This is a genomic window from Nostoc sp. FACHB-133 (assembly GCF_014698055.1).
GTDB lineage: Bacteria > Cyanobacteriota > Cyanobacteriia > Cyanobacteriales > Nostocaceae > Nostoc.
Map to the genome: position 1 here is coordinate 22,325 of NZ_JACJSH010000002.1, position 26,050 is coordinate 48,374.

21 protein-coding genes and 1 pseudogene are annotated in these 26,050 nt (G+C 41.8%); 11 read left to right on the forward strand and 11 right to left on the reverse strand.

Features of this window, described 5'->3' with window-relative positions:
* Positions 1–69: 69 nt before the first annotated feature.
* Both H6G86_RS02310 and H6G86_RS02315 read left to right on the forward strand, forming a co-directional pair.
* Entirely contained in the window at positions 70–1,140 is a 1,071-nt protein-coding gene (locus H6G86_RS02310) for a putative hexosyltransferase (RefSeq protein ID WP_313930346.1), read from the forward strand.
* Between the two features lie 37 nt (positions 1,141–1,177).
* Positions 1,178–2,443: a putative hexosyltransferase gene (locus H6G86_RS02315; protein WP_190932927.1), complete on the forward strand. Its 1,266-nt coding sequence runs from the start codon at positions 1,178–1,180 to the stop codon at positions 2,441–2,443.
* An 88-nt stretch (positions 2,444–2,531) separates the two neighbouring features.
* Here the strand turns inward: H6G86_RS02315 and H6G86_RS02320 are convergent, their stop codons facing one another.
* Positions 2,532–4,100, reverse strand: a complete 1,569-nt coding sequence (locus tag H6G86_RS02320; protein ID WP_190932928.1) for an ArnT family glycosyltransferase — start codon at positions 4,098–4,100, stop codon at positions 2,532–2,534.
* A gap of 73 nt (positions 4,101–4,173) precedes the next feature.
* Between H6G86_RS02320 and H6G86_RS02325 the strand changes: the two are divergent.
* Both H6G86_RS02325 and H6G86_RS02330 read left to right on the forward strand, forming a co-directional pair.
* Positions 4,174–4,452, forward strand: a pseudogene (locus H6G86_RS02325) (DUF2079 domain-containing protein); the annotation flags it as partial.
* Positions 4,453–4,728: 276 nt separating this feature from the next.
* Positions 4,729–5,295 (forward strand): hypothetical protein, encoded by a 567-nt coding sequence (locus H6G86_RS02330; RefSeq protein WP_190932929.1) that lies wholly within the window; start codon positions 4,729–4,731, stop codon positions 5,293–5,295.
* A 300-nt stretch (positions 5,296–5,595) separates the two neighbouring features.
* Here the strand turns inward: H6G86_RS02330 and H6G86_RS02335 are convergent, their stop codons facing one another.
* Both H6G86_RS02335 and rimI read right to left on the reverse strand, forming a co-directional pair.
* Positions 5,596–8,064, reverse strand: coding sequence for an ATP-dependent Clp protease ATP-binding subunit (locus tag H6G86_RS02335; RefSeq protein ID WP_069071487.1), 2,469 nt, complete (start codon positions 8,062–8,064; stop codon positions 5,596–5,598).
* 412 nt (positions 8,065–8,476) lie between these two features.
* Positions 8,477–9,028, reverse strand: a complete 552-nt coding sequence (gene rimI / locus H6G86_RS02340; protein ID WP_190932930.1) for a ribosomal protein S18-alanine N-acetyltransferase — start codon at positions 9,026–9,028, stop codon at positions 8,477–8,479.
* A gap of 92 nt (positions 9,029–9,120) precedes the next feature.
* Here rimI and lysA point away from each other — a divergent pair, with 92 nt between their 5' ends.
* The 3 genes from lysA (at position 9,121) to uppS (ending at position 12,511) form a co-directional block, all read left to right on the forward strand.
* Positions 9,121–10,560, forward strand: coding sequence for a diaminopimelate decarboxylase (gene lysA, locus H6G86_RS02345; protein WP_190932931.1), 1,440 nt, complete (start codon positions 9,121–9,123; stop codon positions 10,558–10,560).
* Between the two features lie 281 nt (positions 10,561–10,841).
* Positions 10,842–11,765, forward strand: coding sequence for a diadenylate cyclase CdaA (cdaA, locus tag H6G86_RS02350; RefSeq protein ID WP_114083815.1), 924 nt, complete (start codon positions 10,842–10,844; stop codon positions 11,763–11,765).
* Positions 11,762–12,511: an undecaprenyl pyrophosphate synthase gene (gene uppS / locus H6G86_RS02355; RefSeq protein WP_012412222.1), complete on the forward strand. Its 750-nt coding sequence runs from the start codon at positions 11,762–11,764 to the stop codon at positions 12,509–12,511. Before cdaA ends, uppS begins: the two co-directional genes overlap by 4 nt.
* Before the next feature lie 109 nt (positions 12,512–12,620).
* Here the strand turns inward: uppS and H6G86_RS02360 are convergent, their stop codons facing one another.
* The 6 genes from H6G86_RS02360 to H6G86_RS02380 form a co-directional block, all read right to left on the reverse strand.
* On the reverse strand, positions 12,621–12,929 hold the full coding sequence (locus tag H6G86_RS02360) for a type II toxin-antitoxin system RelE/ParE family toxin (protein WP_190932932.1): 309 nt from the start codon (positions 12,927–12,929) through the stop codon (positions 12,621–12,623).
* Positions 12,926–13,198, reverse strand: a complete 273-nt coding sequence (locus H6G86_RS02365; protein ID WP_190932933.1) for a ribbon-helix-helix domain-containing protein — start codon at positions 13,196–13,198, stop codon at positions 12,926–12,928. Before H6G86_RS02365 ends, H6G86_RS02360 begins: the two co-directional genes overlap by 4 nt.
* Positions 13,176–13,307, reverse strand: a complete 132-nt coding sequence (locus H6G86_RS39395) for a hypothetical protein (protein WP_277883523.1) — start codon at positions 13,305–13,307, stop codon at positions 13,176–13,178. Before H6G86_RS39395 ends, H6G86_RS02365 begins: the two co-directional genes overlap by 23 nt.
* A gap of 85 nt (positions 13,308–13,392) precedes the next feature.
* A complete protein-coding gene (locus tag H6G86_RS02370) occupies positions 13,393–15,255 on the reverse strand; it encodes an eCIS core domain-containing protein (protein ID WP_190932934.1) in 1,863 nt (620 codons plus the stop codon).
* A 126-nt stretch (positions 15,256–15,381) separates the two neighbouring features.
* Positions 15,382–15,654, reverse strand: a complete 273-nt coding sequence (locus tag H6G86_RS02375) for a DUF3143 domain-containing protein (protein ID WP_069071493.1) — start codon at positions 15,652–15,654, stop codon at positions 15,382–15,384.
* Positions 15,655–15,685: 31 nt separating this feature from the next.
* Positions 15,686–16,210 carry a J domain-containing protein gene (locus H6G86_RS02380; RefSeq protein ID WP_190933116.1) on the reverse strand — a complete coding sequence of 175 codons (525 nt, stop codon included), beginning with the start codon at positions 16,208–16,210 and terminating at the stop codon, positions 15,686–15,688.
* An 82-nt stretch (positions 16,211–16,292) separates the two neighbouring features.
* Here H6G86_RS02380 and H6G86_RS38490 point away from each other — a divergent pair, with 82 nt between their 5' ends.
* On the forward strand, positions 16,293–16,415 hold the full coding sequence (locus H6G86_RS38490) for a type II toxin-antitoxin system RelE/ParE family toxin (RefSeq protein ID WP_313930357.1): 123 nt from the start codon (positions 16,293–16,295) through the stop codon (positions 16,413–16,415).
* A gap of 280 nt (positions 16,416–16,695) precedes the next feature.
* Here the strand turns inward: H6G86_RS38490 and H6G86_RS02390 are convergent, their stop codons facing one another.
* Both H6G86_RS02390 and dnaK read right to left on the reverse strand, forming a co-directional pair.
* Positions 16,696–17,694 (reverse strand): DnaJ C-terminal domain-containing protein, encoded by a 999-nt coding sequence (locus H6G86_RS02390; protein WP_190932935.1) that lies wholly within the window; start codon positions 17,692–17,694, stop codon positions 16,696–16,698.
* Positions 17,695–17,935: 241 nt separating this feature from the next.
* Positions 17,936–20,053: a molecular chaperone DnaK gene (dnaK, locus tag H6G86_RS02395; protein ID WP_190932936.1), complete on the reverse strand. Its 2,118-nt coding sequence runs from the start codon at positions 20,051–20,053 to the stop codon at positions 17,936–17,938.
* A gap of 512 nt (positions 20,054–20,565) precedes the next feature.
* On the opposite strand from dnaK, the gene H6G86_RS02400 reads away from it, so the two are divergent.
* The 3 genes from H6G86_RS02400 to H6G86_RS02410 all read left to right on the forward strand — a co-directional run bounded on the left by H6G86_RS02400 (position 20,566) and on the right by H6G86_RS02410 (position 26,050).
* Positions 20,566–21,414, forward strand: coding sequence for a M28 family peptidase (locus H6G86_RS02400; protein ID WP_190932937.1), 849 nt, complete (start codon positions 20,566–20,568; stop codon positions 21,412–21,414).
* 240 nt (positions 21,415–21,654) lie between these two features.
* Complete coding sequence (locus tag H6G86_RS02405) at positions 21,655–23,187, forward strand: SagB/ThcOx family dehydrogenase (protein ID WP_179075501.1); 1,533 nt, start codon at positions 21,655–21,657, stop codon at positions 23,185–23,187.
* A gap of 907 nt (positions 23,188–24,094) precedes the next feature.
* Positions 24,095–26,050: a PAS domain-containing sensor histidine kinase gene (locus H6G86_RS02410; RefSeq protein ID WP_190932938.1), complete on the forward strand. Its 1,956-nt coding sequence runs from the start codon at positions 24,095–24,097 to the stop codon at positions 26,048–26,050.

Below are 26,050 nucleotides of genomic sequence, written 5' to 3' on the forward strand. Positions count from 1 at the left end.
TTCAATAGGCTGTTAAACTCTTTCCCATCGAAAGTTAATAGATACTTTACTATTGGTATTATCTTAGCAGTGGTAATTCGATTAGTTTTTGTTCCGAGTAAATCACTTGATTATAAATATTTTTTAGAGCCTTGGTATGATTTCATTGCATCTCATGGCGGCTTCAGCGCTCTAAAATATAGTTTTGCCGATTACACACCCCCTTACCTCTACTGGATTTTAATCTCTGCTACCTTGCTGTCTGGATTGCCGAAAATCTTCGCAATCAAGCTTTTTGCTATAACTGTTGATTTTCTTTGTGCCTTTTTAACTTACAAAATTGTCAAACTAAAATACCCAGAAGGGAAAATACCAATCTTTGCTTTTTTGGCAGTTATATTGAGTCCAAGTGTTATTTGTAATAGTGCCATCTGGGGACAATGTGATGTTATCTATACAACAGGATTGATTGCCTGTATTTATTTTTTATCACTTCAAAAACAAGTTTTAGCATTAATTAGCTTTGGCGTAGCAATTTCTTTTAAGTTTCAAGCTATGTTTTTAGCACCTTTATTATTAATAATGTTACTAAAAAAAAGAATTTATTGGTATTATTTACCATTGATTCCATTAGTATATGTAGTTTTAATATTGCCAGCTTGGTTTGCAGGCAGACCAATGTCAGAATTGTTGCTAATATACTTTAACCAAGCTAATAAATATAAAGAACTCACTAAAAATGCACCTAATATTTATCAATGGATTCCCAGTAATTTTTATAATATTGTTGTTCCTATAGGTTTAGCCTTAACTATATCTGCAATATTTTTGTTTGCATACATTGTTTATAAAAGTAGACTAGAAATTACTCAAGATAGACTGATACACTTAGCGACAATATCAGTTTTCTTTATGCCATATATCTTACCCAAGATGCACGACAGATATTTCTATCCTACCGATATATTTTCTCTTATCTTTGCCTTTTACTTTCCTCAATATCGTTGGGTAGCTATCGTAGTGCAAATGTCCTCATTTTTTGGCTATTTAGGAACTCCTATATATATACAGTTGTTTTCTATACCTTTAGGTTTTACACTCTGGTTCGTTGTACGAAAATGTGACATGATTTATCCAAAATTCAAAGCTGAATTTTTATAACGCATCAATCAAAAGTTAATGTATCTATTTAAAATAAATGAATATAGAGAAAAAAAATTTACCAGACGGCTTATTTTTTGTCGTAGTAATGTGGCTATCTAGTAGGCTTCTAATAGCTATCGCAATGTTACTGATTGCTCCATTATTTCCAGCCCCATCTAATAGCGTTGCTGCTACGTTTAGTTGGGATGTTTTCTATGCTTGGGATAGTGTTTGGTATGAGAAAATTATGACTTATGGTTATGATTTCTCTAGTGACGTAAAGGAAATACATACGGTTGCATTTTTTCCTTTATTTCCTTTATTAAGTCGTATAGTTATGTTGATTGGCTTTTCTCCTAAAGTAGCAGCTATATTAGTTAATAATTCGGCTTTTTTAGCTACCTTAATAATACTTTATCGTTGGGTACATGAGCATTACGGCACAAGGACAGCACGATGGGTAACAGCTACTTTAGTATGGTGTCCCTATTCTCTTTATGGAACCGTAATTTACACTGAAGGTCTATTTTTGTTATGTACCACATCTGCATTACGAGCTTTTGATAAAAAGCAATATATTTGGGCAGGATTTTGGGGAGCATTATCTACAGCCACACGATTACCTGGAGTTGCTCTCATCCCAGCTTTTCTGTTTGTTTCTTGGAAAGAACGTAGAGGTATAAAAGCCTATATTGCCAGTTTAAGTGTTGGTTTTGGTATATCTCTGTACAGCCTTTATTGTCAAATTAAATTTGGCGATGCTTTGGCTTTCATCCATGCACAAAAAGCGTGGCGTGGTGATGCAGCAGGATTTGCTTGGCAGGGTTGGTGGCAGATGCTGATGCAAATTACGATAGGTTACACTAATTTTAAAGCTGGCTATATTAAAGACCCTTTGCATCCGTTATTATTATTAATAATTATTGGTAGCGCCTGTTTATTATGGCGCTTTCGCTTACATCTGGGGATGGTTAAATTCCGCAATAGAGTATGTTTTTTATGGCTATTGTTGTGGTTATTGGCAGGAGATGAATTACTAAAAATCCCACTAGTTTTTGGTGGGATATATTTACTATGGTTATCACGCGCTAAAATTCCCCTTGTTACTGTTGTTTATGGGTTTTCTTCCTTGGCTTTAATTTTAAACACCGGGATTACAGCCTCGGCTGAACGCTACGCTTACGGTATTGTATCGCTGTCAATGGCATTTGGGTTATTACTTGCCCGTTATCCTCGTTGGGGATACCCAATCATGTACTTTTTTGGAATACTAATGTTGACATTCTCTATTCGATTTGCCCGCAATCTTTGGGTAGCTTAGGTTGATTAATATTATCTATTAGTGTTTTATCGATAAATAAGATATCTGACTTCTTTGGAAAGTCGGGTATCTGTAGCTTTTGGTATAATTAATTTTTAATAATTAGTGTGAATTCCTTAGTTGCTCCTAGAATTTTACTACCAGTTAAATTTATTTGCTGTAAAGCCCCATTATCTAACAGCAAATAAGATTTATTTGATAACATTTTTTGTAGAAGTGGCAACGTTGTAGCAGTTACCTTGCAATCGCTATAAAAATCTAAACTAGGACGACCATAAGCAAAAGAGGTGTAAATTTGTGTTCCTGGTGAAACATTTGCCCGAATTAATTCCGCTACTGGTTTAACTGGAAAAGCTTCATTCAATTCCCAAATCCATGATTGCGAACTCACCAACAGGGTTAATACTAAATACATACCTGTAAATAACACTGGAATAAAGTTGCGATCGCGCTGTTTAACTAGCCATGCTGCGATACCCATACTTATTACCAAAACAATGCTCATGACTATCAAAATAGGCTGTTTCTTAATAAAAAAGTAAACACAACCTCCTAAACCAGCAAGAGAAATAATAGCCAAAAATATTGTCCAACTTCGCACTCGAAAATGACGATTCTGCCAAACTTCGCTCAAATTAGCACCAATTGCCAAGGCTAAAAATGGATATACAGGCATGACATACCACGGAAGCTTAGTTCTCATAAAAGAAATAGTTCCTAAGTAAATAATTGTGACCAAAATAACTAGAGAACCCCAAGTTTCATAACGTTTTTTCCAAGCTAGATAAAGCCCTCCAGGCAAAAATAACAGCCAGGGAAAACCATATTTGAGTAATTCTAATAAATAGTACCAAACAGGCCCGCTATTACCTTCAACAGTTTGTGTAAGGCGGTCAAAAGCTTGTGCTTGAAAATGCACCTCTAAAAAAGTATTACCATAATGTTGCCATTGAGCAATATACCAAGCGATCGCAGCAGCATTCCCTAAAAAAATTCCTACCCATAAATAGGGACTTTTCAACAAAGCTAATTGCCGATCTGCAAGCAAGAATAAACAGGCGATCGCCCCCAATAGTAAAACTATCGTTCCCTTAGTCAGAATAATTAACCCCAGACAAAATCCCACGCCTAGAGCATATTTTCGGTTCTGACGTGCCTTTAAAAGACAAAATAACAATAATAAGAAAAAAGAAATAGTCATCCCATCTAACATTGCCAGTCGTCCATGACGCACCACAGGCAACATTGTCAAGTAAACTAAAGCAGCAAATAAAGCAGGTAAATTTTGTTTAAAAGCCAAACGCCCCACTAAATAAAGCAAAGGCACACCCAAGGCAGTTAAAATCGCACCAGGTAAGCGTGTGGTTAACTCTTGCACTCCTCCTAGTTGGTAGCACAAAGCAATTAACCATTGCATCAAAGGCGGTTTCAATAAAAATGGTTCTCCCTGAAGGGTGGGATAAAGCCAGTTACCAGTTCGGTAAATTTCTCTGGCGACTAGAGCATAAGTACCTTCATCCCAGTCTCGTAAAGGGGAGTTTCCCAAAAATATCAGCCAGAGAACTAGAGATATTACCAGCAAGCTAAATAACCATTTTTTTGGTGCGAAAGTTATAGTTCTTTTTGTGAATAGCTTTACAATATTTGGGCGATACATTTAAGGCTGATTAGGTTAGTGAATAATATTGCTAATTATGTATCTAAAATACTCACGATGAATACTTTTTTGATCCCTACAAGGAATAAAGCCTTTAGTAGGTGCTATTCCTTGTTTGGCACTCAACATTCTGGCTGATTACCAACCTCAAAAAGACTTGGTACATCAGTACTCTATTCCAGCAATGCCATTCCTGTTATTGGCGGTAATTTCTGCTCTCGCCGCAGGTAGGGGATGGCTACAAAATAGACGGGGGATTATCCTGTGGTCATTGGTGGCGTTTTTAAGTCTGGCAAAATTTACCCATTTTGGAGGTAAGTACTTGGTGTTTATAAATACTTATCAAGCTACATAAGAAGCGATCGCTCAGATTCAAACTACTTTGCGATCGCTCAAAATGCCAGCGTCAATCATGCGGTGATATTGTCAATTGTCCACTTCGTTACAATCACGTCATGACGATTGATTTTAATAATTCTTTATATTCTTCCATTTTAAAGGGACTTCAGGTCTGATCCAGAATCAATCGATTGATTGAAGATAAAGACACACTAGAAAGCATGTGATAAAACTGATATACAGGCTGGGGTTATAGCTTGGTAAGTATAAAATAGTCGAGTATGCAATTATGTTAAGAGAAATTTTGTTGGCGTTGGCGAAGCCCACCGTAGGCATCGCTACTTTTGTTGTTCTCTTGACTAGTTATACCCATAATCAAGTAACTGCTACCACTACTTACTATCAAATTTCTCAGAATACTAATAATCAATCAACAGGGATAACTATTGAACGTCTAGGAATAGGTGGAGTAAAACTTTCTATGTCCGAGGCACAAGTCAGAAAAATTTTAGGTAAACCTGTAAAAGTAGAAAATGGTTTTATACCTGCTATTGGTAAAGTTCGTACTCTTAAATATGCAGGCATCACACTTGATTTAGATGAAGGTGCTAAACCAGGTAACTTTACTGTTTATCAAATTAAAGCAACTAGTTCTAAATATTCGACCATAGATGGACTAAAAGTAGGTGATAGACAATCAAAAGTGATTAGAACCTATGGAAAAACTGAAATATCTCAAGATGGTAAAGTTACCAATTTAAATTATATAGTTGAAGAACCCAGCCCTGGAGGTTTAAATTTTTCTGTTGAAAAAGGTAAAATAACAGAAATTTTCTGTTTTTATCTGATGAATTAAGCAATTTTTACAATTAAGCACCAATGCAATTTTAATCGCCTCACTTCATCTACAGAAATCTCCCAATTCAATTTCATAACTTCTAAATAACTATCAAAACTGGATCAGGAAAGCTAAAACTCTTCAATTGTTACCAATCCACCCTCGATAATAGTGAACAATATACTACCGCAGACCAAATGCTACTAGATCCAAATTTGAAGTAGTTAATGAATATTTAGTGAATAAAAAACGGTAGAGCAATAAATACTCTACCGTTTTCTAATTTTTTATTTGAGATTTAATCCCAAACCCTAAATCTTACTCAACACCTTGGGGTAACAATTCCCGACGCTGTTGAGAACTAACTTGGACAATGCCATTTTCATCCACATCAACAAGGGCTGTATCGCCATCTTTGATACGACCAGACAGAATTTCTTCTGCTAGGCTATCTTCTAACAGGCGCATAATTGCCCGACGTAATGGCCTTGCGCCGTAGCTGGGACTGTAACCTTCTTGGATCAAACGATCCTTGAAGCGATCTGTGACTTCTAAGGTAATACCCTTTTCCGTCAGACGACCAAATACTTCCTTGAGCATAATTTCGGCGATTTGGGTCACTTCCGGCTTGTTCAACTGACGGAAGACGATAATTTCATCGAGTCGGTTGAGGAACTCTGGACGGAAGTACTGCTTGAGTTCTTCGTTGACTAAAGAGCGAATCCGGTTGTAAGTTGACTCGCTGGCATCTTCGGAGAATTCAAAGCCGATACCGCTACCGCCTTTTTCAATTACCTTAGAACCAATATTGGAAGTTAAAATCAGCAAGGTGTTCTTGAAGTCTACCGTGCGACCTTTGGCATCAGTTAACCGACCGTCTTCCAAAATTTGCAACAGCATGTTGAAGACATCGGGGTGCGCTTTTTCGATTTCGTCGAACAACACCACGGTGTAAGGTCGCCGCCGCACGGCTTCAGTCAGCTGACCACCTTCGTTATAGCCAACATAACCTGGAGGGGAACCAATCAGCTTGCTGACGGTGTGACGCTCCATGTATTCGGACATATCTAGGCGGATCATCGCTTCTTCGGAACCGAAGAAGTAAGCAGCTAAGGATTTCGCCAACTCGGTTTTACCTACACCAGTAGGCCCAGAGAAGACAAAGCTAGCTATGGGTCGGTTGGGATTTTTCAATCCGACACGAGCGCGACGAATTGCTCGTGAAACTGCTTTCACAGCTTCATCTTGACCAATTAAACGCTGATGCAAGGTGTCTTCCATGTGCAGCAGCTTTTCAGATTCAGATTCGGTGAGTTTGTTCACCGGTACCCCAGTCCAGGAAGCGACAATATGGGCAATGTCTTCTTCTGTAACTACAGGTTCTTCACCTTCTGTGCCAGTTGCATTGGTCTTGCTTTGAGCGATCGCTCGGATTTCGGCTTTGATTTCCATTTCGCGATCGCGCAGTTCTCCAGCTTTGTCAAAGTCTTGAGAGCGCACTGCATCATCTTTTTCTTTTAATATCTGACGCAGTTCTTTGTCTAACTCTTTGGCTGCGGGTGGCAGTTGGGAGTTAATCAAGCGCACTCTAGAACCAGCTTCATCAACTAAGTCGATGGCTTTATCTGGGAGGAAGCGATCGCTAATGTAACGGTCTGATAACTTCGCCGCCGCCACTAATGCTTCGTCGGAGATTTTCAGTTTATGGTGTTGCTCGTAGCGTTCGCGCAGACCATATAAAATTTCAATTGTTTCATCAACTGTAGGTTCGCCAACCATCACTGGTTGGAAACGCCGCTCTAGAGCTGCATCTCGCTCGATGTGCTTCCGGTATTCATCTAGGGTTGTAGCTCCGATGCACTGCAACTCACCTCTGGCCAAAGCTGGCTTGAGGATATTCGCTGCGTCAATAGCACCTTCTGCTGCACCTGCACCAATTAAGGTGTGTACCTCATCAATCACGAGAATGACATTACCCGCAGAGCGGATTTCATCCATGATTTTTTTCAAGCGCTCTTCAAATTCACCCCGGTACTTGGTTCCTGCTACGAGCAAACCAATATCCAACGTGACGACGCGTTTATCTTCCAGGATGTCAGGGACATCTTTGGTGGCAATGCGTGAAGCTAAACCTTCAGCGATCGCAGTTTTACCAACCCCTGGTTCCCCAATCAGCACTGGGTTATTTTTGGTTCGGCGACCCAATATCTGGATCACCCGCTCAATTTCCTTGGCGCGTCCCACCACTGGATCGAGCTTATTGTCTATCGCCATCTGGGTCAGGTTTGAGCCAAATTCATCCAGAGTTGGGGTTTTTGTGCGCCCGGATGAGCCGCCTGGTGAAACTTCGGCAGTTTCTCCCAACATGCGGATGACTTGGGTTCTTACCTTAGATAGATCCACACCGAGGTTTTCTAGCACCCTGGCTGCGACACCTTCCCCTTCGCGGATTAGGCCCAACAGCAGATGCTCGGTGCCAATGTAGTTATGCCCCAGTTGGCGTGCTTCTTCCAAGGAGAGTTCTAGAACTCGCTTTGCCCGTGGCGTAAACGGAATTTCCACGGCAACAAAGCCTGATCCCCGTCCTATAATTTTTTCAACTTCAATTCGGGCATCTTTAAGATTGACGCCCATTGATTTCAGCACCTTGGCAGCCACTCCAGTGCCTTCGCCAATCAGACCCAGGAGGATCTGCTCAGTTCCGACAAAGTTGTGACCTAAACGGCGGGCCTCTTCTTGGGCCAGCATGATTACCTTAATGGCTTTTTCTGTGAAGCGTTCAAACATGGCATTTTTCCCATCACCTGCGGTCGTGCCGGTATGCTGATTTTAGCACAGGCAAAGCTTTTGGATGCCTGTATAACAGATTATAGACATCCTGAAGCTATGACTTTAGTTGATGGGCTAATTGTTAACTATTGACTGCTTTTATTCGGCTAGTGTACTGAGGAGCTTTAGTTCACCAGCGTTTTTGGGACTTTTTGAGATTTATTACAAATAGCTGACTGCTTATATTGAGAGTTTATTCACTTAATCCCAAACATCTACATATACCACATACACTTGTAAATATCAAGCACAATAGCCTCGTATATGTTTTTTTTATAGTTTATTTATTATTTATAGAATATTTAAATCTAATTAAGCGCAGCAAAGTTGCTTTTCTTGCTGAAGCCGATCGCAAGCCCTTAATCCCCAACTATTTAAAAAGCAAATGCCAAGAGGATTTGCTGAGGCGATCGCTGATTGTGGAATACCACTGGTCTAAACTTGTTTGAAATTTGGAGTGTTGTAAATCGGGGAGCCAAAGGATTAGTGCATCCTCACCGTTATCTTGGTAGTAACCCCGCCGCCGTCCGGCTGTTTTGAAGCCAAATTTTTGATATAAAGATATTGCCGCCAAGTTGGAAGCTCGGACTTCGAGGGTAGCTCGCTCCATTCCGCGATCGCAAGCTGTCTTAAGGAGTGAATATAGTAAAGCCGCACCCAAACCTTGACGGTGATATTGGGGATGAACCGCCAAAATTGTAATGTGGGCTTCCTCTAAAATTGACCAAAAGCAACCCATTCCTAACAAACTAACATTGGAGAATGGGGAAAATAAACCGAGTAAATCGCTGTTAGGGCTATCCAATTCTCGTTTGTAGCCCTCAAGAGTCCAAAGTCCGCCAAAACAGGCTTGATCTAGTTCCAGAATTGCACTGAGATTATCTGGTGTCAGTAATTTAATTTCTAAGTCTAATGAGATCACATTTATTGAATAAGATTACAAACCCTTTGTAAACTGGGAATCGGGAGACGAACTCAAAGCCCGTAATTTGAACAAGGACAACTTTTATATTTATGGTATCGACTCACCCCACTGGGGTTCAACATTCTGGAAGTCAATATTTACCTCAAAGGCGCGACACTAACCCAAATCTCTCGCCTAATCAGGAACTTTTACCCCTAACTGCTAGAGTTCATAATCATGACTCCCTAGAAATTGGTGGATGTGATGTCACAACCCTAGTTAAGCAATTTGGTTCACCTTTATATATTTTAGATGAAGAAACCCTGCGTTCAGCTTGTCAGCAATACCGAGATGCTTTCAAGCAGTACTACAAGGGCGAATCTCAAGTATTGTACGCCTCAAAAGCTTGGAATTGTTTAGCAGTTTGTGCGATCGCGGCATCAGAGGGTTTAGGAATCGATGTAGTTTCTGGTGGCGAACTTTACACCGCCTTGCAAGCAGGTGTTAGTCCTGAGAAAATCTACCTTCATGGAAATAATAAATCTCGTGAAGAATTAATTTTAGCGATCGAGTCTGGTGTCACCATTGTGGCGGATAACTGGTATGAGTTGCGTACCCTTGTGGAAATAGCAGGGGAGCAGGGGAGCAGGGGAGCAGTGGGAGAAAATGTTACCTCATCCCCTCTCCATATACGTATCATGCTACGGCTAACTCCCGGTATTGAATGCCACACTCACGAATATATTCGCACGGGACACTTAGATAGCAAATTTGGCTTTGATCCCAACGATTTAGATGAAGTATTTACCTTTGTCAGTCAACAACCCACCCTTGACTGCGTAGGGGTACACGCTCATATTGGTTCCCAAATTTTTGAGCGCCAACCGCATCAAGATTTAGCTGCTGTCATGGTGCAATGGCTACGAGATGCCGGAAAGTATGGTTTAAATATTACAGAGTTAAATGTTGGCGGTGGTTTGGGGATTAAGTATACAGAATCAGACGATCCTCCCAGCATTGAAGAGTGGGTGAAGGCAATTTGTGAAGTTGTCCAAGAAGCCTGTGCGGTCGAAAATCTGCCTTTGCCGAAATTACTGAGTGAACCAGGGCGATCGCTAATTGCCACAGCTTGCGTCACTGCTTATACTATTGGTTCATCCAAAGTTATTCCAGAAATTCGTACCTACGTAGCGATCGATGGGGGAATGTCCGATAATCCTCGCCCGATTACTTACCAATCAGTTTATCGGGCAGTAGTTGCCAATAAAATGTCTTCTCCTTTAACTCAAACAGTCACAATTGCTGGTAAACATTGTGAATCAGGAGATATTCTGATTCACAATGCACTACTCCCAAAGACTGAACCAGGAGATATTCTCGTAGTTATGGGAACTGGTGCGTACAATTACAGTATGGCATCTAACTACAACCGCTTGCCCCGACCGGCAGCAGTTGTGGTGGCGAATGGCGAAGCGAATTTAATTTTGCAACGTGAAACTTATCAAGACTTAATTCGACAAGATAGCCTACCAGAAAGGCTGAAAATTTAGTCGTCATTTGTCCTTGGTCATTGGGAGCCACTGCGTTGCCGTGAGGCAGTCCGGTCTTCTCCCAAAGGGAGAGGCTAGCGCCTTCGCGGAGCGTCTCGTAGAGAAGGGGGTTTCCCCCATGAGGAACTGCCGTTAGCGCAGCGTTAGCGAGCCTGCGAGCGTCACCCGAAGGGGGGTTCGCCCCGTTAAAGCAAGTGGCGTTCATTAGCCAGGAAATAATAACAAATGACAAATGACAAATGACTAACTGTAATTAGAGGCAAAAGTGTAATCCAGATGTCATGAGAGATTGGTGGAAGCAATGGCTGATAAACCTGGGGTGGTCACAGTCCTTGCTGCTTGGGACTCTGGATATTGTGTTAGTGCTGGCGCTGACTTACATGATACTAGTTATTATTAGTGAGCGCCGAACACTGTGGATGGTGCGGGGATTCATTATCTTAATGCTAGCCTCAGCACTAAGTGGCAGATTAGGACTACCTCTTTTAAGTTTTGTACTAGAAAAGTTGGTGATTGGTTGTGCTGTAGCGATGGCAGTTGCTTTACAGTCAGAGTTTCGGCGGTTTTTGGAGCAATTGGGGCGTGGCGAATTTCGCCAGTTGTTTCAACCCGATCGGCTGGCAATCCCCAAATCTGATAGTGTAATTGATGAAATTGTTGAGGCTGTTAAAGAATTGTCAAAAAACCGGATTGGAGCTTTACTAATTGTGGAAACCACAGGGCCAATTGATGAGCGAGATTTTTCTGTGCCAGGAGTAAAGCTAAATGCGGAGGTTTCTAAAGAACTAATCCAGACAATTTTTCAGCCGAAAACTTTGTTACACGATGGAGCGACATTAATCCGTGGCTCACGGATCGTATCATCGGGTATAATTTTACCACTTTCGGGACGCACAGCCTCGCGCCAGTTGGGAACACGCCACCGGGCGGCAATGGGAATTACTGAGCGGGTCGAAAATTGCATTTGTGTCGTTGTATCTGAAGAAACGGGTTCCATTTCCTTAGCGGAACGGGGAACCCTAAATAGACCACTGACGATTAAAAAATTAAAAGAGTCATTAGAGGCTCTTTTGTCACCAACCGTGGATAGGGAAGCTGTTGCTCCTGGTCTGTTGAGTTTTGTTCGTCGGATAGGTGGGAAGACACTAGCACTGGTTTCACGTTTACTCGGATTACCATCGACCGCTTCTCGAGATAAAAAATGACAGCACAACAAACTAAACTGCAAGATTTGCCTACTGACTTAAAACGAGAACTATTGCCGCAGCACGTTGCGGTGATTATGGATGGCAATGGTCGATGGGCTAAACGTCAGGGTCTACCTCGAATTATGGGTCATAAGCGAGGAGTAGATGCTCTTAAGGATTTACTCCGTTGTTGTCAGGATTGGGGGATTCAGGCGCTGACAGCTTATGCTTTTTCAACGGAGAATTGGAAAAGACCGCAGGAAGAAGTGGATTTTTTGATGACTCTGTTTCAAAGAGTTTTGCGCCAAGAACTGCGAGAAATGGTCGAAGAGAATGTTCAAATTAAGTTTGTCGGAAATTTGCAGGCTCTGCCACGATCGCTCCAGCAAGAAATATCCCGTTCAATGGAAGAAACCAAGGATAATCGCGGTATCCGGTTTTCAGTGGCAACTAATTATGGCGGACGGCAGGAAATTTTACAAGCTTGTCAGGCGATCGCAAAACAAGTCCAGCAAGGTCTGCTACAACCCGATGAAATTAATGAACAGGTGTTTGAGAGCCACTTGTATACAGCCGGAATTACTGACCCAGATTTGTTAATTCGCACCAGTGGAGAAATGCGCCTCTCAAATTTCCTTCTCTGGCAAATGGCTTATGGAGAAATTTACATTACTGATGCTCTCTGGCCCGATTTTGACCGGGCCGAGTTTCACCGCGCCTTGTGTGCCTACCAACAACGCGAACGGCGATTTGGGAAAGTATAAATTTATAATAAAACCCAACCGCCAATTTCCGCCTCAGTGGGTTGGGTGGAGATAACCACGAGGCTTGTTAACCAAGGGATAGAATTAATGTTAACAAGGAGAAGGAGTATCAAGAATCAGAGTCATCGAATAGGGCTTTGATATCTCGATAGCCACTGACAATACGAAAAATCTCCACATCTTGCCCTATGGGCATGTAGAGGATGAGGTAATTGTCTATTGAGAGGCTACGGATACCGGGTAAAATTTCATCACGCAGTCGTCCGATACCAGGGAACTGAGCAATTTTGGCGAATTTCGCATCCAGCTTACTCAGAAAACCCTCAGACTGAGCCAAGCCAGATTGTCTAGCAATGTAATCCGCTATCTGCTCAATGTCTTGAATTGCGGGTTTGGTAAGGCGAAATTGTGAGGTCATGCTTTGTCTGAAACACCGTAGCGCGACCGCACATTGGCACGAATTTGATCTATTGCAGCCGAACCATCAACAACTTCGCCCCGCTCGGACGCTTCCCACCCAATCCGCGCTTCTTGTTGCAGGTCTTGCAATCGTCCTTGATAGATGTCTTCTTGCTGTTCCAGGAGTTTTATGCCTGCAAGAATAACTGCGATCGCGTTCTGATACTTACCGCTAGTGAGTTGGCGTTGAACTAGGGCTTCTACTTCAGGTGGCAGAACGATTTGCATGGGTTTTTGTCAGAGTAGGAGTAACTTTAATTGTAAGCGATCGCTTTTGGTGGGTGCTTTTGTCAGCTATACCTACTTTACAAGCTAGGCGAGCGCATTTAGCAGTCATAATGCGATCGACCAAACACAATCGCGTATCTCGATGATGGCAGCGATCGCATTTTGGTAGAATAAACGGGTTAAGTATTTGTAGACTATTTTATTAATGGCTGTGACCAACCCTGTGCCCAAGTATGGAGATTAGATTCCCATTTTCCTTGAGGCTGATGCTCCATAAATACCCAAGATTCAGTATCAAATTTTACATCTGCCAAGCTCTCAACCCCCAAATCCTTGAGCCGTTTCGCTAAGGGTCCACCGAGTTGTAGACCCCTTACACCCGGTATAATCTGTGTCTTAATCCAGGCTGCCCACAGATATAACTCTATCTTGACAGCGAGTGTCTGGGCACCTTCTAGCTTAGAGATATCACCTAACGCTACAGTGTCGAGATTCTTAAGAAGAGTACTGTACTCAGCCTCTTGAGTCTCCTTATTCCACTTGTCCCACTGATCCGGGGTCATGGCATCATACTGCGTCGCACGATTACTGAAGGCTGCCTCAAATTTTTGGGTATGTGTCTCGATTGCTTCCATGTTGGATGTCAGGAAGGAGAGCGGGTCGCCTCCTCCGGTTCCTCCTCCCCCACCAGCTGGCAGTGTTGCTGGCTGGGGGGCATTTGTAGCCCGATCTCCGGCTGCGCTCGTTGTTGCTATGTTTCCAGTCCCCGATGCTGCGGCGTTAATCGGGTTTTCCAGTTTCTCTACAACTTTAGCAATATCAACCTTGGCGATCGTCTGACTAGCTTTGCCAAGTAGATTTTGTAGTTTGCCAAGACCACTGTTGAGGAAGGGTTCGAGAACTGCCGCTCCTGCAACCACGACCAGAGTCGCGACTATTTGGTCGATAACAGCGTCTCGAGCCGCCTGTTTACCGTGAGCGCCCTGGTATCCGCTCAGAGCGCTTTGGAATGCTCCTGTGAGTCGATAAACGATTTGTTTGTAAGTTGAGGTTTTTTCACCAAACAAGGCTCGATACTTGAGATCGAGTTGAGTTGCAGCTGTTTTCTTCTCCAATACCTTGGTTCGTGTTTCAAGATCCTTGAGTTTATCTGATGTTGTGTCACGCTGCACGAGGGTAGTCGTCGCCCGTTGCATAGATTTTTGATTGACTATCCCAGATTGCTGTACTACATGGGTCAACTCATGGGCAGTTAACGCGTCCTTAGCTGGAGATTTCCCCGCACCAAAATAAACATCCTGCTGGTGGGTAAATGCCTGAGCATTCAAATCTCGATTCATCTGCACCGCTTCGCTGTCGGTATGCACTCGCACCTGACTAAAATCAGCCCCAAAGCGGGGTTCCATGAATGATCGCACTTCATCCGCCAATGGATCTCCATCACCCTTGCTGCTATTCAATCGACTCTCGATCGAACTATCTGCTTGTAAACGGCCATCGGTGGAACGCTGCAAAGTGGGTTTAGTCTGTACATCTTCTTCATCTGGCATTTCTTCTCTTTGAATAGAGGCGATCACCTTAGCTTGCACCTCTTCCTCTTCCGATATTTCTTCTCGCTGTACTATAGGCGTAATGGATGCTGCTAAAGGTTTGGTTTGTACCTCATCTTCTTCTAGCATCGCTTCTCGTTGAATAGGCTGCACGGCTGCATTTGGCATACTCATTACTTGAGCGGCTGTGCGATCGGCCTCCTGCTCATACTTATCCCCTGGTTCTCCCACCGTTAGTTTTGCCTGGGGACGACGCAACGATATACGACTAATATCATGACCAAAAGACTGTTGCTGAATGGTTTCTGATAACAAGGATTGCTCGTCAGCAGTCTGCACTTCTTGAAGGTTGATTGATTCCTCAGTTACTGTTTGGATGACATTATTCGTTGTTAAACCAAAGCCTCGTGTTGGGTTCGCCAGTGTCGGAGTTGTTGGTGAGACAAGGGACGGATTTGAAAAAGTTGATGTATCTGCTTTCTTGTGCCCAAACGTGCGATCGCTCATCTCACTCTTCCTTCATCTATGGGTAAAGCCGTGATCCTTGCCGCCAAGCGAATTTTACAGTTTATCGAAATGCGCTCGCTAGAGACTTTGGTCTAAATTTACGATGAACTGTATTCAACACTTTACCTATGGCCCAGAAAACACAGCTTGTTCTACGTCATCCCGACTAAGAGAATACTTGAATGAACGTTGGATATCTTGCCCATTTTCCCCAGATTGGACATATCGCACTACGATTTGCTCAACATCGAGCCATAGTTCAGCTTTCCAACTAGGCCGCTGCACATGCCAGCAATGCCTCTGGGTGTCGTCTTGTTGACAGCCTTGGTCTTTTAGCCACTGTTCAATTTGTGGCAGGGGATGATTATATAGGGGCGTATCAGAGGGAAGAAGAGGCATAGGAATTTGGGATTTTGGATTAGGAAATTTTTTAATTTTTAATTACCATAAGGGTAATTAGTTGCGATACATGGTTAATTTGCTGTTGTACAGATGGAGTTGACTGTAGCAAACGGGTTTGAAAAGCAGCATCACCACGAGTTAAGCCAATGGCAACTGCTAACAACAAACAACCTACAAATGTTAACACCAGCATAAATAAAGCAAAAATTTCGCCAGATGATAAGGGGCGATCACTTGGGTCGAGGTAAGCTGATTTTGACCAGTCATGAGAACGCGAGACCGGATGATTCAAGTCAGGGGGTGGTTGAATCACTCCAAAGCGGGAATAGCCAATTTTTAAATCGTAGTTTAATCGCCGTTCTGGATGGCTAAGGGTGGCGTAGGCTTCATTGATTTGCTGAAATTTGGGAGTGGCGATCGCAGTAGGCAAGTCTGTAGTATCAGGATGATAGCGTTTGCTCAGTTCTCGATAAGCGCGACGAATATCAATTACTGATGCCGAGGGATGCAGTCCTAGCAGGGAGTAATAAGTTGGTTTACTGCTTTGTGGCATTGCCCCGTTCTGATTCACGGCTGTTTGAGTCACTTTGCTCAAAGATATTTTTTATATTTTAAATCTTTTGTGAATTGGGGAAGTGCGAAGTTTTCCAGTAAAAAATTATTTAATTTTTTATCGTCTAATAGACGAAGGCATAGAAATTGTACCTATCTTGCACGGTTTACAAGATATAGAAACTGTTTTTCAAGATGAAGACTGAAGTTAAAATAAGTAAGTGAGCGGAAATAATTTTCGTTGGCAATAGGCAATAGGCAATAAGTATAAGGGTTTTATGCCTATTTCATTTTTCTTTACATAGTTTGAGTTTATTGTGCCAACTTACTTAAGTCGTAATTAGTAGTTAAGTCCCCACTAAAAATCAGGGACTTGGAATATTGACTACATTTTTATCCATTGATAAATTAAGTTGCTCTGTAAATGAATTATGGATTATGAGTTAGTAATTATTTTGATCAATAGCTTGATATACTATCTCACTCCTAACCCAATAAATCAGCACGAGGTTTAAAAGTTTCAATTTGCCGCAATTTTTCGTAAAGTTCCCGTTCTTCTTGACTAATATTTTTCGGTGTAACTATTTGAATTTCTACTAATTGATCGCCACGTTTACCGTCATCGCCGGGGTAGCCTTTATTCCCTAGTCGGAATTTTTGACCAGACCTAACTCCTGGAGGAATGGTCATTTTCACTGGGCCATCCAAAGTTGGTGCTTCTACCTGTCCTCCTAAAACTGCTTCGCTGGGAGTAACTGGTACTTGGCAAAGAATATTTAAACCTTCTAGCTTAAATAATGGATGAGGCTCAACGGTAATTTTTAAGTATAGATCGCCACCACCAACACCTTGGTTTCGCAAACGAATGGTTTGACCTGTCACCATCCCTAGTGGCATATTAACTTCTAGCGATCGCCCATCTTCCAAACGAATGCGTTCATTACCACCTTGATAAGCTTTTTCTAGTGGTAGCGTTAATCTGGCTTCTATATCCCGACGCGTTGTCCGAGGTGGAGTGTTAACTGTATAGGCAACTTTTGTTCTGGGGGAACGAAACGGATCGCTAGTATTGCCATTACTACTAGACTTACTGGCCCCACTCTTATTTTTGACACCGATAACTTGATTAATAAAGCTTTCAAAGTCGGAGAATTGACTTGGATCTACGTCTTGATTGCCATTGCGATCGCTAGCACCACTCTGCCAAGTTTTAGCCTTTGGTGTTTGTTTGTTGCCTGCAAAGCCTTTTTGCTTCCAGTAGCGGCTAAACTGGTCGTATTGCGATCGCTTGGCTGAGTCTGAAAGGACTTCATAAGCCTCGCCGATATCTTTAAATTTTTCCTCAGATTCTTTGTTACCCGGATTCAGATCGGGGTGATATTGTCTTGCTAACCGCCGATAAACCTTTTTAATTTCCTCACCAGAAGCGTCTTTAGATACTCCTAAAATTTCGTAGTAATCGCGGAAATTCGGCAAATTTTGCATAGTCAGTTATTTAAATTTTAGATTTTAGATTTTGGATTAATTAGAAGTTAGGAGTTAGGAGGTGAAAAATTAATTTTTTAGCTTTTAACTTCTACTTCTCACTCTTATCAGAAGTACTAATTAGGTAGACATAATTAAATGTAAATGCCAACCACTTAAATCAGCTTTCTGAGCAGCTTCTGCCTCTTGCCGACGCTCGCGGACTCGCTAACGCTGCGCTATCCTGCCTCCTGCCTTCTACTTACAACCAATCATTGTCATCTTCATCATCCCAGTTATCTTGGTAGCTGGGACGAGATTTGCGTGGAGGACGGCTTTCATAAGAGGAAGAACGACTGTCTCGGCTATTGTCTCGGCCATAGTCTCGGCTATTGTCTCGGCTATTGTCTCGGCCATAGTCTTTACCGTAATCTCTGCCATAGTCCTTACCGAATGAATCGCGTTCCCGATATGTATCTCTAGGAAATTCGCGTTCTTTATCCTTATCACCGCCAGTAAAGATGTCACGGATAGTACCTAACAAATCGTCATCTTCATCTTCAGCATAAGTCTGGCGGACTTCCCGATTTAGCTCATAGAGAGCATCTTGCAAATCGGCGTAGGCTTGATCGATACCGCGATCGCTATTTTCCTTCAGACTCTCTTTTAAGTCTCGGCAAATATTATCAATTCTTTGGCGACGGCTGCGGGCAAACTGCATACCAAATTCAAGTGCAACTTCTCTAAGTTGCCGTTCTGCTTGGAAAATTAATGCCTCAGAACGAGTCCGCTTTTCTACCCTTTCTTTACGTTCGCGATCGACATCGGCGTATTTCTGTGCATCTTGAATCATCCGATTCACTTCTGACTCGTTCAAGGTGGAAGCGCCTTGAACGGTAATACTCTGCTCTCGCCCAGTGGTTCTATCTAAGGCTGTTACCTGTAAAATACCATTAGCATCGATATCAAATGACACCTGAACTTGAGGAATTCCTCGTGGCGCTGGCGGGATACCATACAGCTTGAAACGTCCTAAAGACTTATTGTTTCCTGCCATTTCTCGTTCGCCCTGAACTACATGAATTTCCACAGTATTTTGGTTATTTTCAGACGTGGAAAAAATGTCAGAACGGCGGACTGGAATGGTAGTGTTGCGGGGAATGAGTTTTTTCATCACGCCACCGATGGTTTCCAATCCCAAAGAAAGGGGTGTGACATCCAAAAGCAGCACATCTTTGAGTTCACCTGCAAGAATTCCGGCTTGAATTGCTGCACCCACTCCCACTACTTCATCAGGATTGACGTTTTCGTTAGGTTCTGTACCAATCAAGTCCCGCACTAGCTGCTTCACCATTGGCATCCGTGTAGAACCGCCAACTAACACCACTTCTTCAATATCTCTAGGTGAAAGTCCGGCATCTTTGAGGGCGCGTTTCACTGGTGTCCGCAATCGCCCTACCAAATCACCACACAAACCTTCAAACTGGGAACGAGTTAAACGAGTTTCTAGATGTTTCGGGCCATCTTCCGTGGCGGTGATGAAGGGTAAGTTAATATCAGTAACGCTGACAGCAGAAAGCTCAATTTTGGCTTTTTCCGCAGCTTCCATCAGACGTTGCAAAGCTTGGCGATCGCGTCTTAAGTCTATTTCTTCAGTTTCCAGAAATTGCTCTGCTAACCAATCTACGATTACTTTGTCAAAGTCATTACCACCAAGTTGCGTATCTCCACTGGTAGCTTTGACCTCAAATATCCCATCGCCCACTTCTAAAATCGACACGTCAAAAGTACCGCCACCCAAGTCAAAGACTAAGATAGTTTCCGTGTCACCCCGATCTAATCCATAAGCTAAAGATGCAGCAGTCGGTTCATTGAGAATCCGCAGCACCTCTAAACCAGCAATTCTGCCAGCATCGCGGGTTGCCTGCCGTTGAGAATCGTTAAAATAAGCGGGGACTGTAATCACTGCCCCTGTGACTGGTTCACCCAAATAGCGACTAGCATCGTCTGCCAATTTCTTCAGCACCATTGCCGAAATTTCTTCTGGGGCGAAATCTTTATTGAGACGGGGACAAGCAATTTTAATATTACCTACTTCATCTTTGCGGATGGTGTAGGGTACACGCTTAGAATCTGGACTAAGTTCGGCATATTTGCGCCCAATGAAGCGTTTCACTGCAAAAAAGGTATTTTGGGGATTGAGGACGGTTTGGCGGCGTGCCATTTGCCCAACTACCCTTTCGCCTTCTTTGCTAAAGCCAACTACGGAGGGGGTTGTTCGCATTCCTTCTGCATTGGCAATCACCACCGGCTTGCCACCCTCCATAACGGCGACTACTGAGTTGGTTGTACCCAAGTCGATGCCGACTACCTTGCCCATGCGTTACTCTTCTCCTAAAGTGTCTTATACATTTATTATGATTGGGCGGAACTACCTCTAGCTTTGTGCTATGGGATGAAAACACCTCAATAAAGAGGCAGGGGGAGGGGGCAGGGGAGCAGGGGAAAATAACTGCTAACTCATGCAGAGCGGAAGATGGGTTTTAGCCTTTCACTTCTAATAAGTGGTTCTCCTACCTGCGGTAAGCTAACGCAACAAATGGGGAATCCCATTCTTTTCTATCCCCCTTGCTCCCTGCTCCCTGCCCCCTTGCCTCTTTCTCAATGGTATAATAGTCATCATTAAGGCAATGAGCTAAGAAGTTCAGCTAGAGGAGATAGTTGCAAGACTAGGATAGCATTGACGATGATTGCTGTGTCTAAGCAGCCTCAATTCTTGTTATCCGGTTACTTCTATGCACTGAATCTGTAAGTTGCTAAATGCACCTTAAATAAGAAATTTCTGCTTCTTCGAGTGCCTGAAAACCTTAATATTACCGCTATTTTAAACATTTGAATTTAACAAAGCGATTACAAACTTCCCTGAGTGCGATCGCGCGAGAACGCGATCCTTACATGGCAACAGCTGGACATTTTTTCGTCCAAGAATACATCCGCCAGGAATTTTCCCAATGGGGGAGTGTGGAAATCCACACCTTTGAAGTCAGGGGTAAAGCTTGTAAGAACTTGATATTAAATTTACCCTCCCAAGCTAGAGGGCATAAAAAGGATTTGCCACCGATTTTAATTGGCGCTCATTATGATGGCGTTCCGGGAACACCTGCGGCTGATGATAATGCCACAGGTGTGGCAGTTTTGCTGGAATTGGCGAGAAAGTTTGCTGCCCAAGCTATAAGATATCCATTAAGGCTGGTTGCTTTCGATATGGAAGAATACGGCTTACTAGGTAGCGCTGATTATGCAGCTCTGTTGCACCAACAAAAGCAACAGCTACGCTTAATGATCTCCCTAGAAATGCTGGGCTATAAGGATTCTACGCCTGGTTCTCAAAATTATCCCCCTCCTCTGGAACGCTTCTATCCTGATACAGGTGATTTTATTGCTTTAATTGGCAATTTGCGTACATTGCCTGATTTAATTGGTATGAGCCGTAATATTCGCAAAGCTGGCGTAGCTAGTCAATGGCTACCCGTGCCGAATCGAGGTTTAATAGTTCCCCAAACCAGACTTAGCGATCATGCACCTTTCTGGGATTTGGGTTATCCGGCAATGATGGTGACAGATACGGCATTTTTGCGAAATCCCCATTATCACAAACCTAGTGATGCGATCGCTACTTTAGATTTAGATTTTCTTAGTGGTGTATGTGAAGGGTTAGAAATTGCGATTCGGCGGTTATGAAAAATATTGGACATATCCAGAAATTAAATATGCGTTATCCAGAACCCTTGTAGAGACGTAGCAGTGCTACGTCTCTACATTATTTTTGACCAGATGTACTATGCCCAATACCCCATTCCCAATGCAGTTGTTACCAATTACCACTTTGTGACTATGAGGATTGTACGAATTGACACGAAACAATGAGGCTAATGAATGCCAAGATCAAAAAAAGAATGCCCCAAGGATATTAAAAGTACTATGCCAGAATTACACCAATCAATTGCCCAGCATTACCACGAACGGACTAAATACAACCCTGAGACTCTTGCCTCCAAAAGTCAGCAGTTAGACTGGACTAAACAGCCAGTGCCTTTCAAAGAATACAAAATTGGCTCTAATATTGATCTCAAACCCTATATCCAAGAAAAATCAGAGGGATTTGCCAACAACCCAGATGCTCAATGGTGGCAAAGACTTTCACGGTTGCTGTTTCGCAGCTATGGATTGACAGCAAGAATGCCTTCTATGGGTAGTGCGGTATATTTACGCGCTGCTCCCAGTGCCGGCGGATTATACCCTGCTGAAGTCTATGTGGTTTCCCGTGGCACGTCGTTATTGCCACCTGGTCTGTATAACTACCAGTGTCGGACTCATTCACTGATGCATTATTGGGAAAGTGATGTTTGGCAAACTCTCCAAGCAGCTTGTTTCTGGCATCCTTCTTTAGAAAACACCCAATTAGCAATTATTGTCACTGCGGTATTTTATCGTTCTGCCTGGCGCTATGAAGATCGGGCTTATCGCCGGATTTTTCTAGATACGGGACATCTATTGGGTAATATCGAATTGGCTGGCGCGATTACTGACTTTCGTCCTCATTTAATCGGCGGCTTTGTGGATGAATCGGTAAACGATCTGCTTTATATCGATCCGCAACAAGAAGGTGCGATCGCTGTCTTACCTCTGGCAGACTTGTTAGATGTTAATCAAAATTTGCCATTGGGATGTACTGCTTTACCTTCCGCCACCGAAACCAATTATCCCCAAATACCCGATGGTGAATTGCTGACATATTTCCATCGACACACCCAGATTCAATCAGGTATAACTGGCAATCTCAATCTACCAGTTATCAAACAAGAAAAATCTTTGGAGGATAAATATAACTTTCCTTTCTGTTTGAAAATCCCCACCACCACTACACCTATAGACTGGGGACAAAAGCTGTCAGAACTAGAAAATACAATGTATAAGCGGCGCTCTACCCGCGCTTACAATGGTGATGATTTAACTTTCGATCAATTAAAAAGTCTCCTCGATTTCACTTACCAACCGCAAAATTACATCGACCAAAGTTTAGATATTTCTCCAGACTACTTTGATTTGAATTTAATAGAAACATTTATTGCTGTTTGTGGAGTTAAAGGACTGGAGGCAGGTTGTTACTATTACGCGCCCAAAGCCCAAGAATTACGCCAAATTCGGTTTAAAAATTTCCGGCGAGAGTTACATTTTCTCTGTTTGGGGCAAGAATTAGGGCGGGATGCAGCAGCAGTATTATTTCATACAGCCGATCTGAAAGCTGCGATCGCTCAATATGGCGATCGCGTTTACCGTTATTTACATCTGGATGCCGGTCATTTGGGACAGCGCCTGAATTTAGCCGCAATGCACCTAAATGTAGGTGTTAGCGGTATCGGTGGATTCTTTGATGACCAAGTAAATGAAGTTTTGGGTATTCCTGCTGATGAAGCTGCTCTATATATTACTACATTGGGACACCCAAGATAAAACGTAGATGTGCATAAGCTTACCGCAGGCTACCGCAAATTACCTGAAACACATCTAAATTAGATATAACAAGGGTCTTAAGCCCAAGTCTTACCAAAATTGACTGATTTTGTGCAGTTTCACAAAAAATTGGTATAAACTCATCTATCAATTATGTTGCAAAAAGTGTCCATAATTTGATAAGAATACTGATGGGGAATATGAACTTTTTTGAAACTCATACTAATTATAGGTAAGGCTACGCTTTATTTACATAGGGGTAATTCATAAATTGCCCCTATAGGCTGTAGTTTTGCATCACTTTTCTTGGCGCATTTTCATATTACCTTTAAGCAACCTCAAGTGCCTATTGAGATGGAATAAATTATTCCAAGAAAATATAAATATTTTAACAATGTTGTGGAGTAAAAACTTTGATTAAGGAATTTTCAATAAGTAAGTACATTATCCAATTTTATGGAATGTGTAATATGAACGCCTGTAATCGATGGCGCTCATATTACACATTCCAGAATAAATAGTTAGTTTTTTGGTTAGAAATTTTTAATAAAATTATTTTTTAATGTGAACATGGATTTAGCTAATTTAATATCCCATTACTAACATTAGAAAAAACACGATTTTAATTTGCAAGTTTTAGAAACATTTAATTAATATTTAGAGGATGTGTTAAAACTCATTTTGTTTGTATCAAAAAAAAGGGAACTACTGCGGTCTTCTCCCATAGGGAGATACTAAAAGCATTAGAGATCCTGCGAACGTCTGGGGTATCCTCAAGTAGAGCAAGTGGCGTGGCTTAAGAGATATCTGGATTTCAGATTTTTAATACGTAAGTTCTGTTAATTTTATTTTGAGATTGAAGCCAATTAAATCTAGTATTTTACAAAACTTTTTCACACAACCACTAATGCTATTTCCTGAAAATGAAAGCCAACGGCTAGAAGTACTTCTTTTCTCTAAAAATCCTAACCCAATGTGGATATATAACCAGAATAATCTGCAATTTTTGGATGTCAATGAAGCTGCTGTTATCCACTACGGTTACTCACGAGAAGAATTTTTGCAAATGCAAATAACTGATATTTTTCCTCCAGAAAATGTACCTATATTCAGAGAATATTTAGGAAAAAAGCATACTGATTTGCACTTTTCTAGACAATGGCTACATCGGCGAAAAGACGGACAAATTCTTGATGTTGAAGTTGTCACGCATACAATAAACTATGCCAATTATAATGCTCGGTTAGTTAATATCCAAGACATTACAGAACACAAACGAATAGAAAGAAAACTTCAAGAGCAAAATGAATTTTTGCGGAGAATTTTTGAGAGTATACCATTGATGATTGCACTTATTGATACCAATGGTAAACTTCAGTGGGTAAATCAAGAGTGGGAAAGTGTTTTAGGCTGGAAATTTAAAGACTTCCAAGCTGGTGATGTTTTGGAAGCATTATATCCTAATGCTGAATATCGACAGGATGTGATTAATTTTATGCAGTCTGCACAACACAATTGGGCTGACTTCAGAACTCAGGTTCGAGATGGTGATTTGCTAGATACGTCTTGGACAAACGTTAAACTTGCAAATGGTCAAATTATTACTATTGGTCAAGATATCACGGAGCGCAAGCGAACTGAACTGGCTCTAAAAGGTCAAGCCGAACGGGAGCAATTGATGCGAACTGTTGCTCAACGAATTCGTCAATCTTTGAATCTCCAAGATATTTTGAATGCAACAGTTCAAGAAGTGCGAGATTTACTTGGGGTTGATCGAGTAGTAGTTTATCAGTTTGACTCAGAAATGATCGGCACAATCATGGCGGAGTCAGTAGAACCTGGATGGAGAGTTTCTTTGGGGGTAGAGATTTATGATACGTGTTTTCAAACAGGCAAAGGAGCGGAATATTACCAAGTAAACAAACGAGCGATCGCTAATATTTATGAAGCTGGACTAACTGATTGTCATATTCGCTTATTAGAACAATTTGAAGTCAAAGCAAATTTAGTCGTACCCATTTTACTAGAAGTAAGTTCTCAAAACCCTGGCTCTCACCTCTGGGGTTTACTGGTTGCTCACCAATGCTCTGGTTTTCGTGAGTGGGAAAAAAATCAATTAGATTTGCTCGATCAAGTTACAGTCCAATTAGCGATCGCAATTCAACAATCCAGCATCTTTGAGCAAGCTCAGACTGAACTTATTCAAAGACAAAAGGCTCAAGTCAAATTAAAGAATGCCTTGGCTGAGAAAGAAGTTCTGTTAAAGGAAGTTCATCATCGAGTTAAGAATAATTTGCAAATTGTCTCCAGTTTATTACAACTTCAGTCTCAAACACTCAAAGATCCTGAAGCCATCAAAGTTCTTCGAGAAAGTCAAAACCGAATTGAGTCAATATCTTTAATTCATAAAAATTTGTATACTTCTGCTAATATTGGGCAGATTGATGTTGCCGATTATATAAGTAATTTAGCAGCAAGCTTGCTAATTTCTTATCAAATATTGCCTGATAGAATTACTCTAGAAACTGATATAGATTCAGTGAATTTGAATGTCGATCAAGCTATTGCCTGCGGATTGGTTATTAACGAATTAATCTCCAATGCTCTCAAGCACGCTTTTCCAAATCAACAAGTAGGTACAATCAGTATTGCTCTACGCAATATCAATAATAGTATCGAGATGACTATCCAAGATAATGGAATTGGTTTACCAGATAATTTAGATTGGACAAATACTGATTCTTTGGGTCTGTCATTAGTATATGACTTGGTTACAGAACAGCTAGAAGGCAACATCACCCTAGAACGTAATCATGGAACAGGATTCAAAATCAAATTTAAGCAGTTAACTTTGCATCAGTAA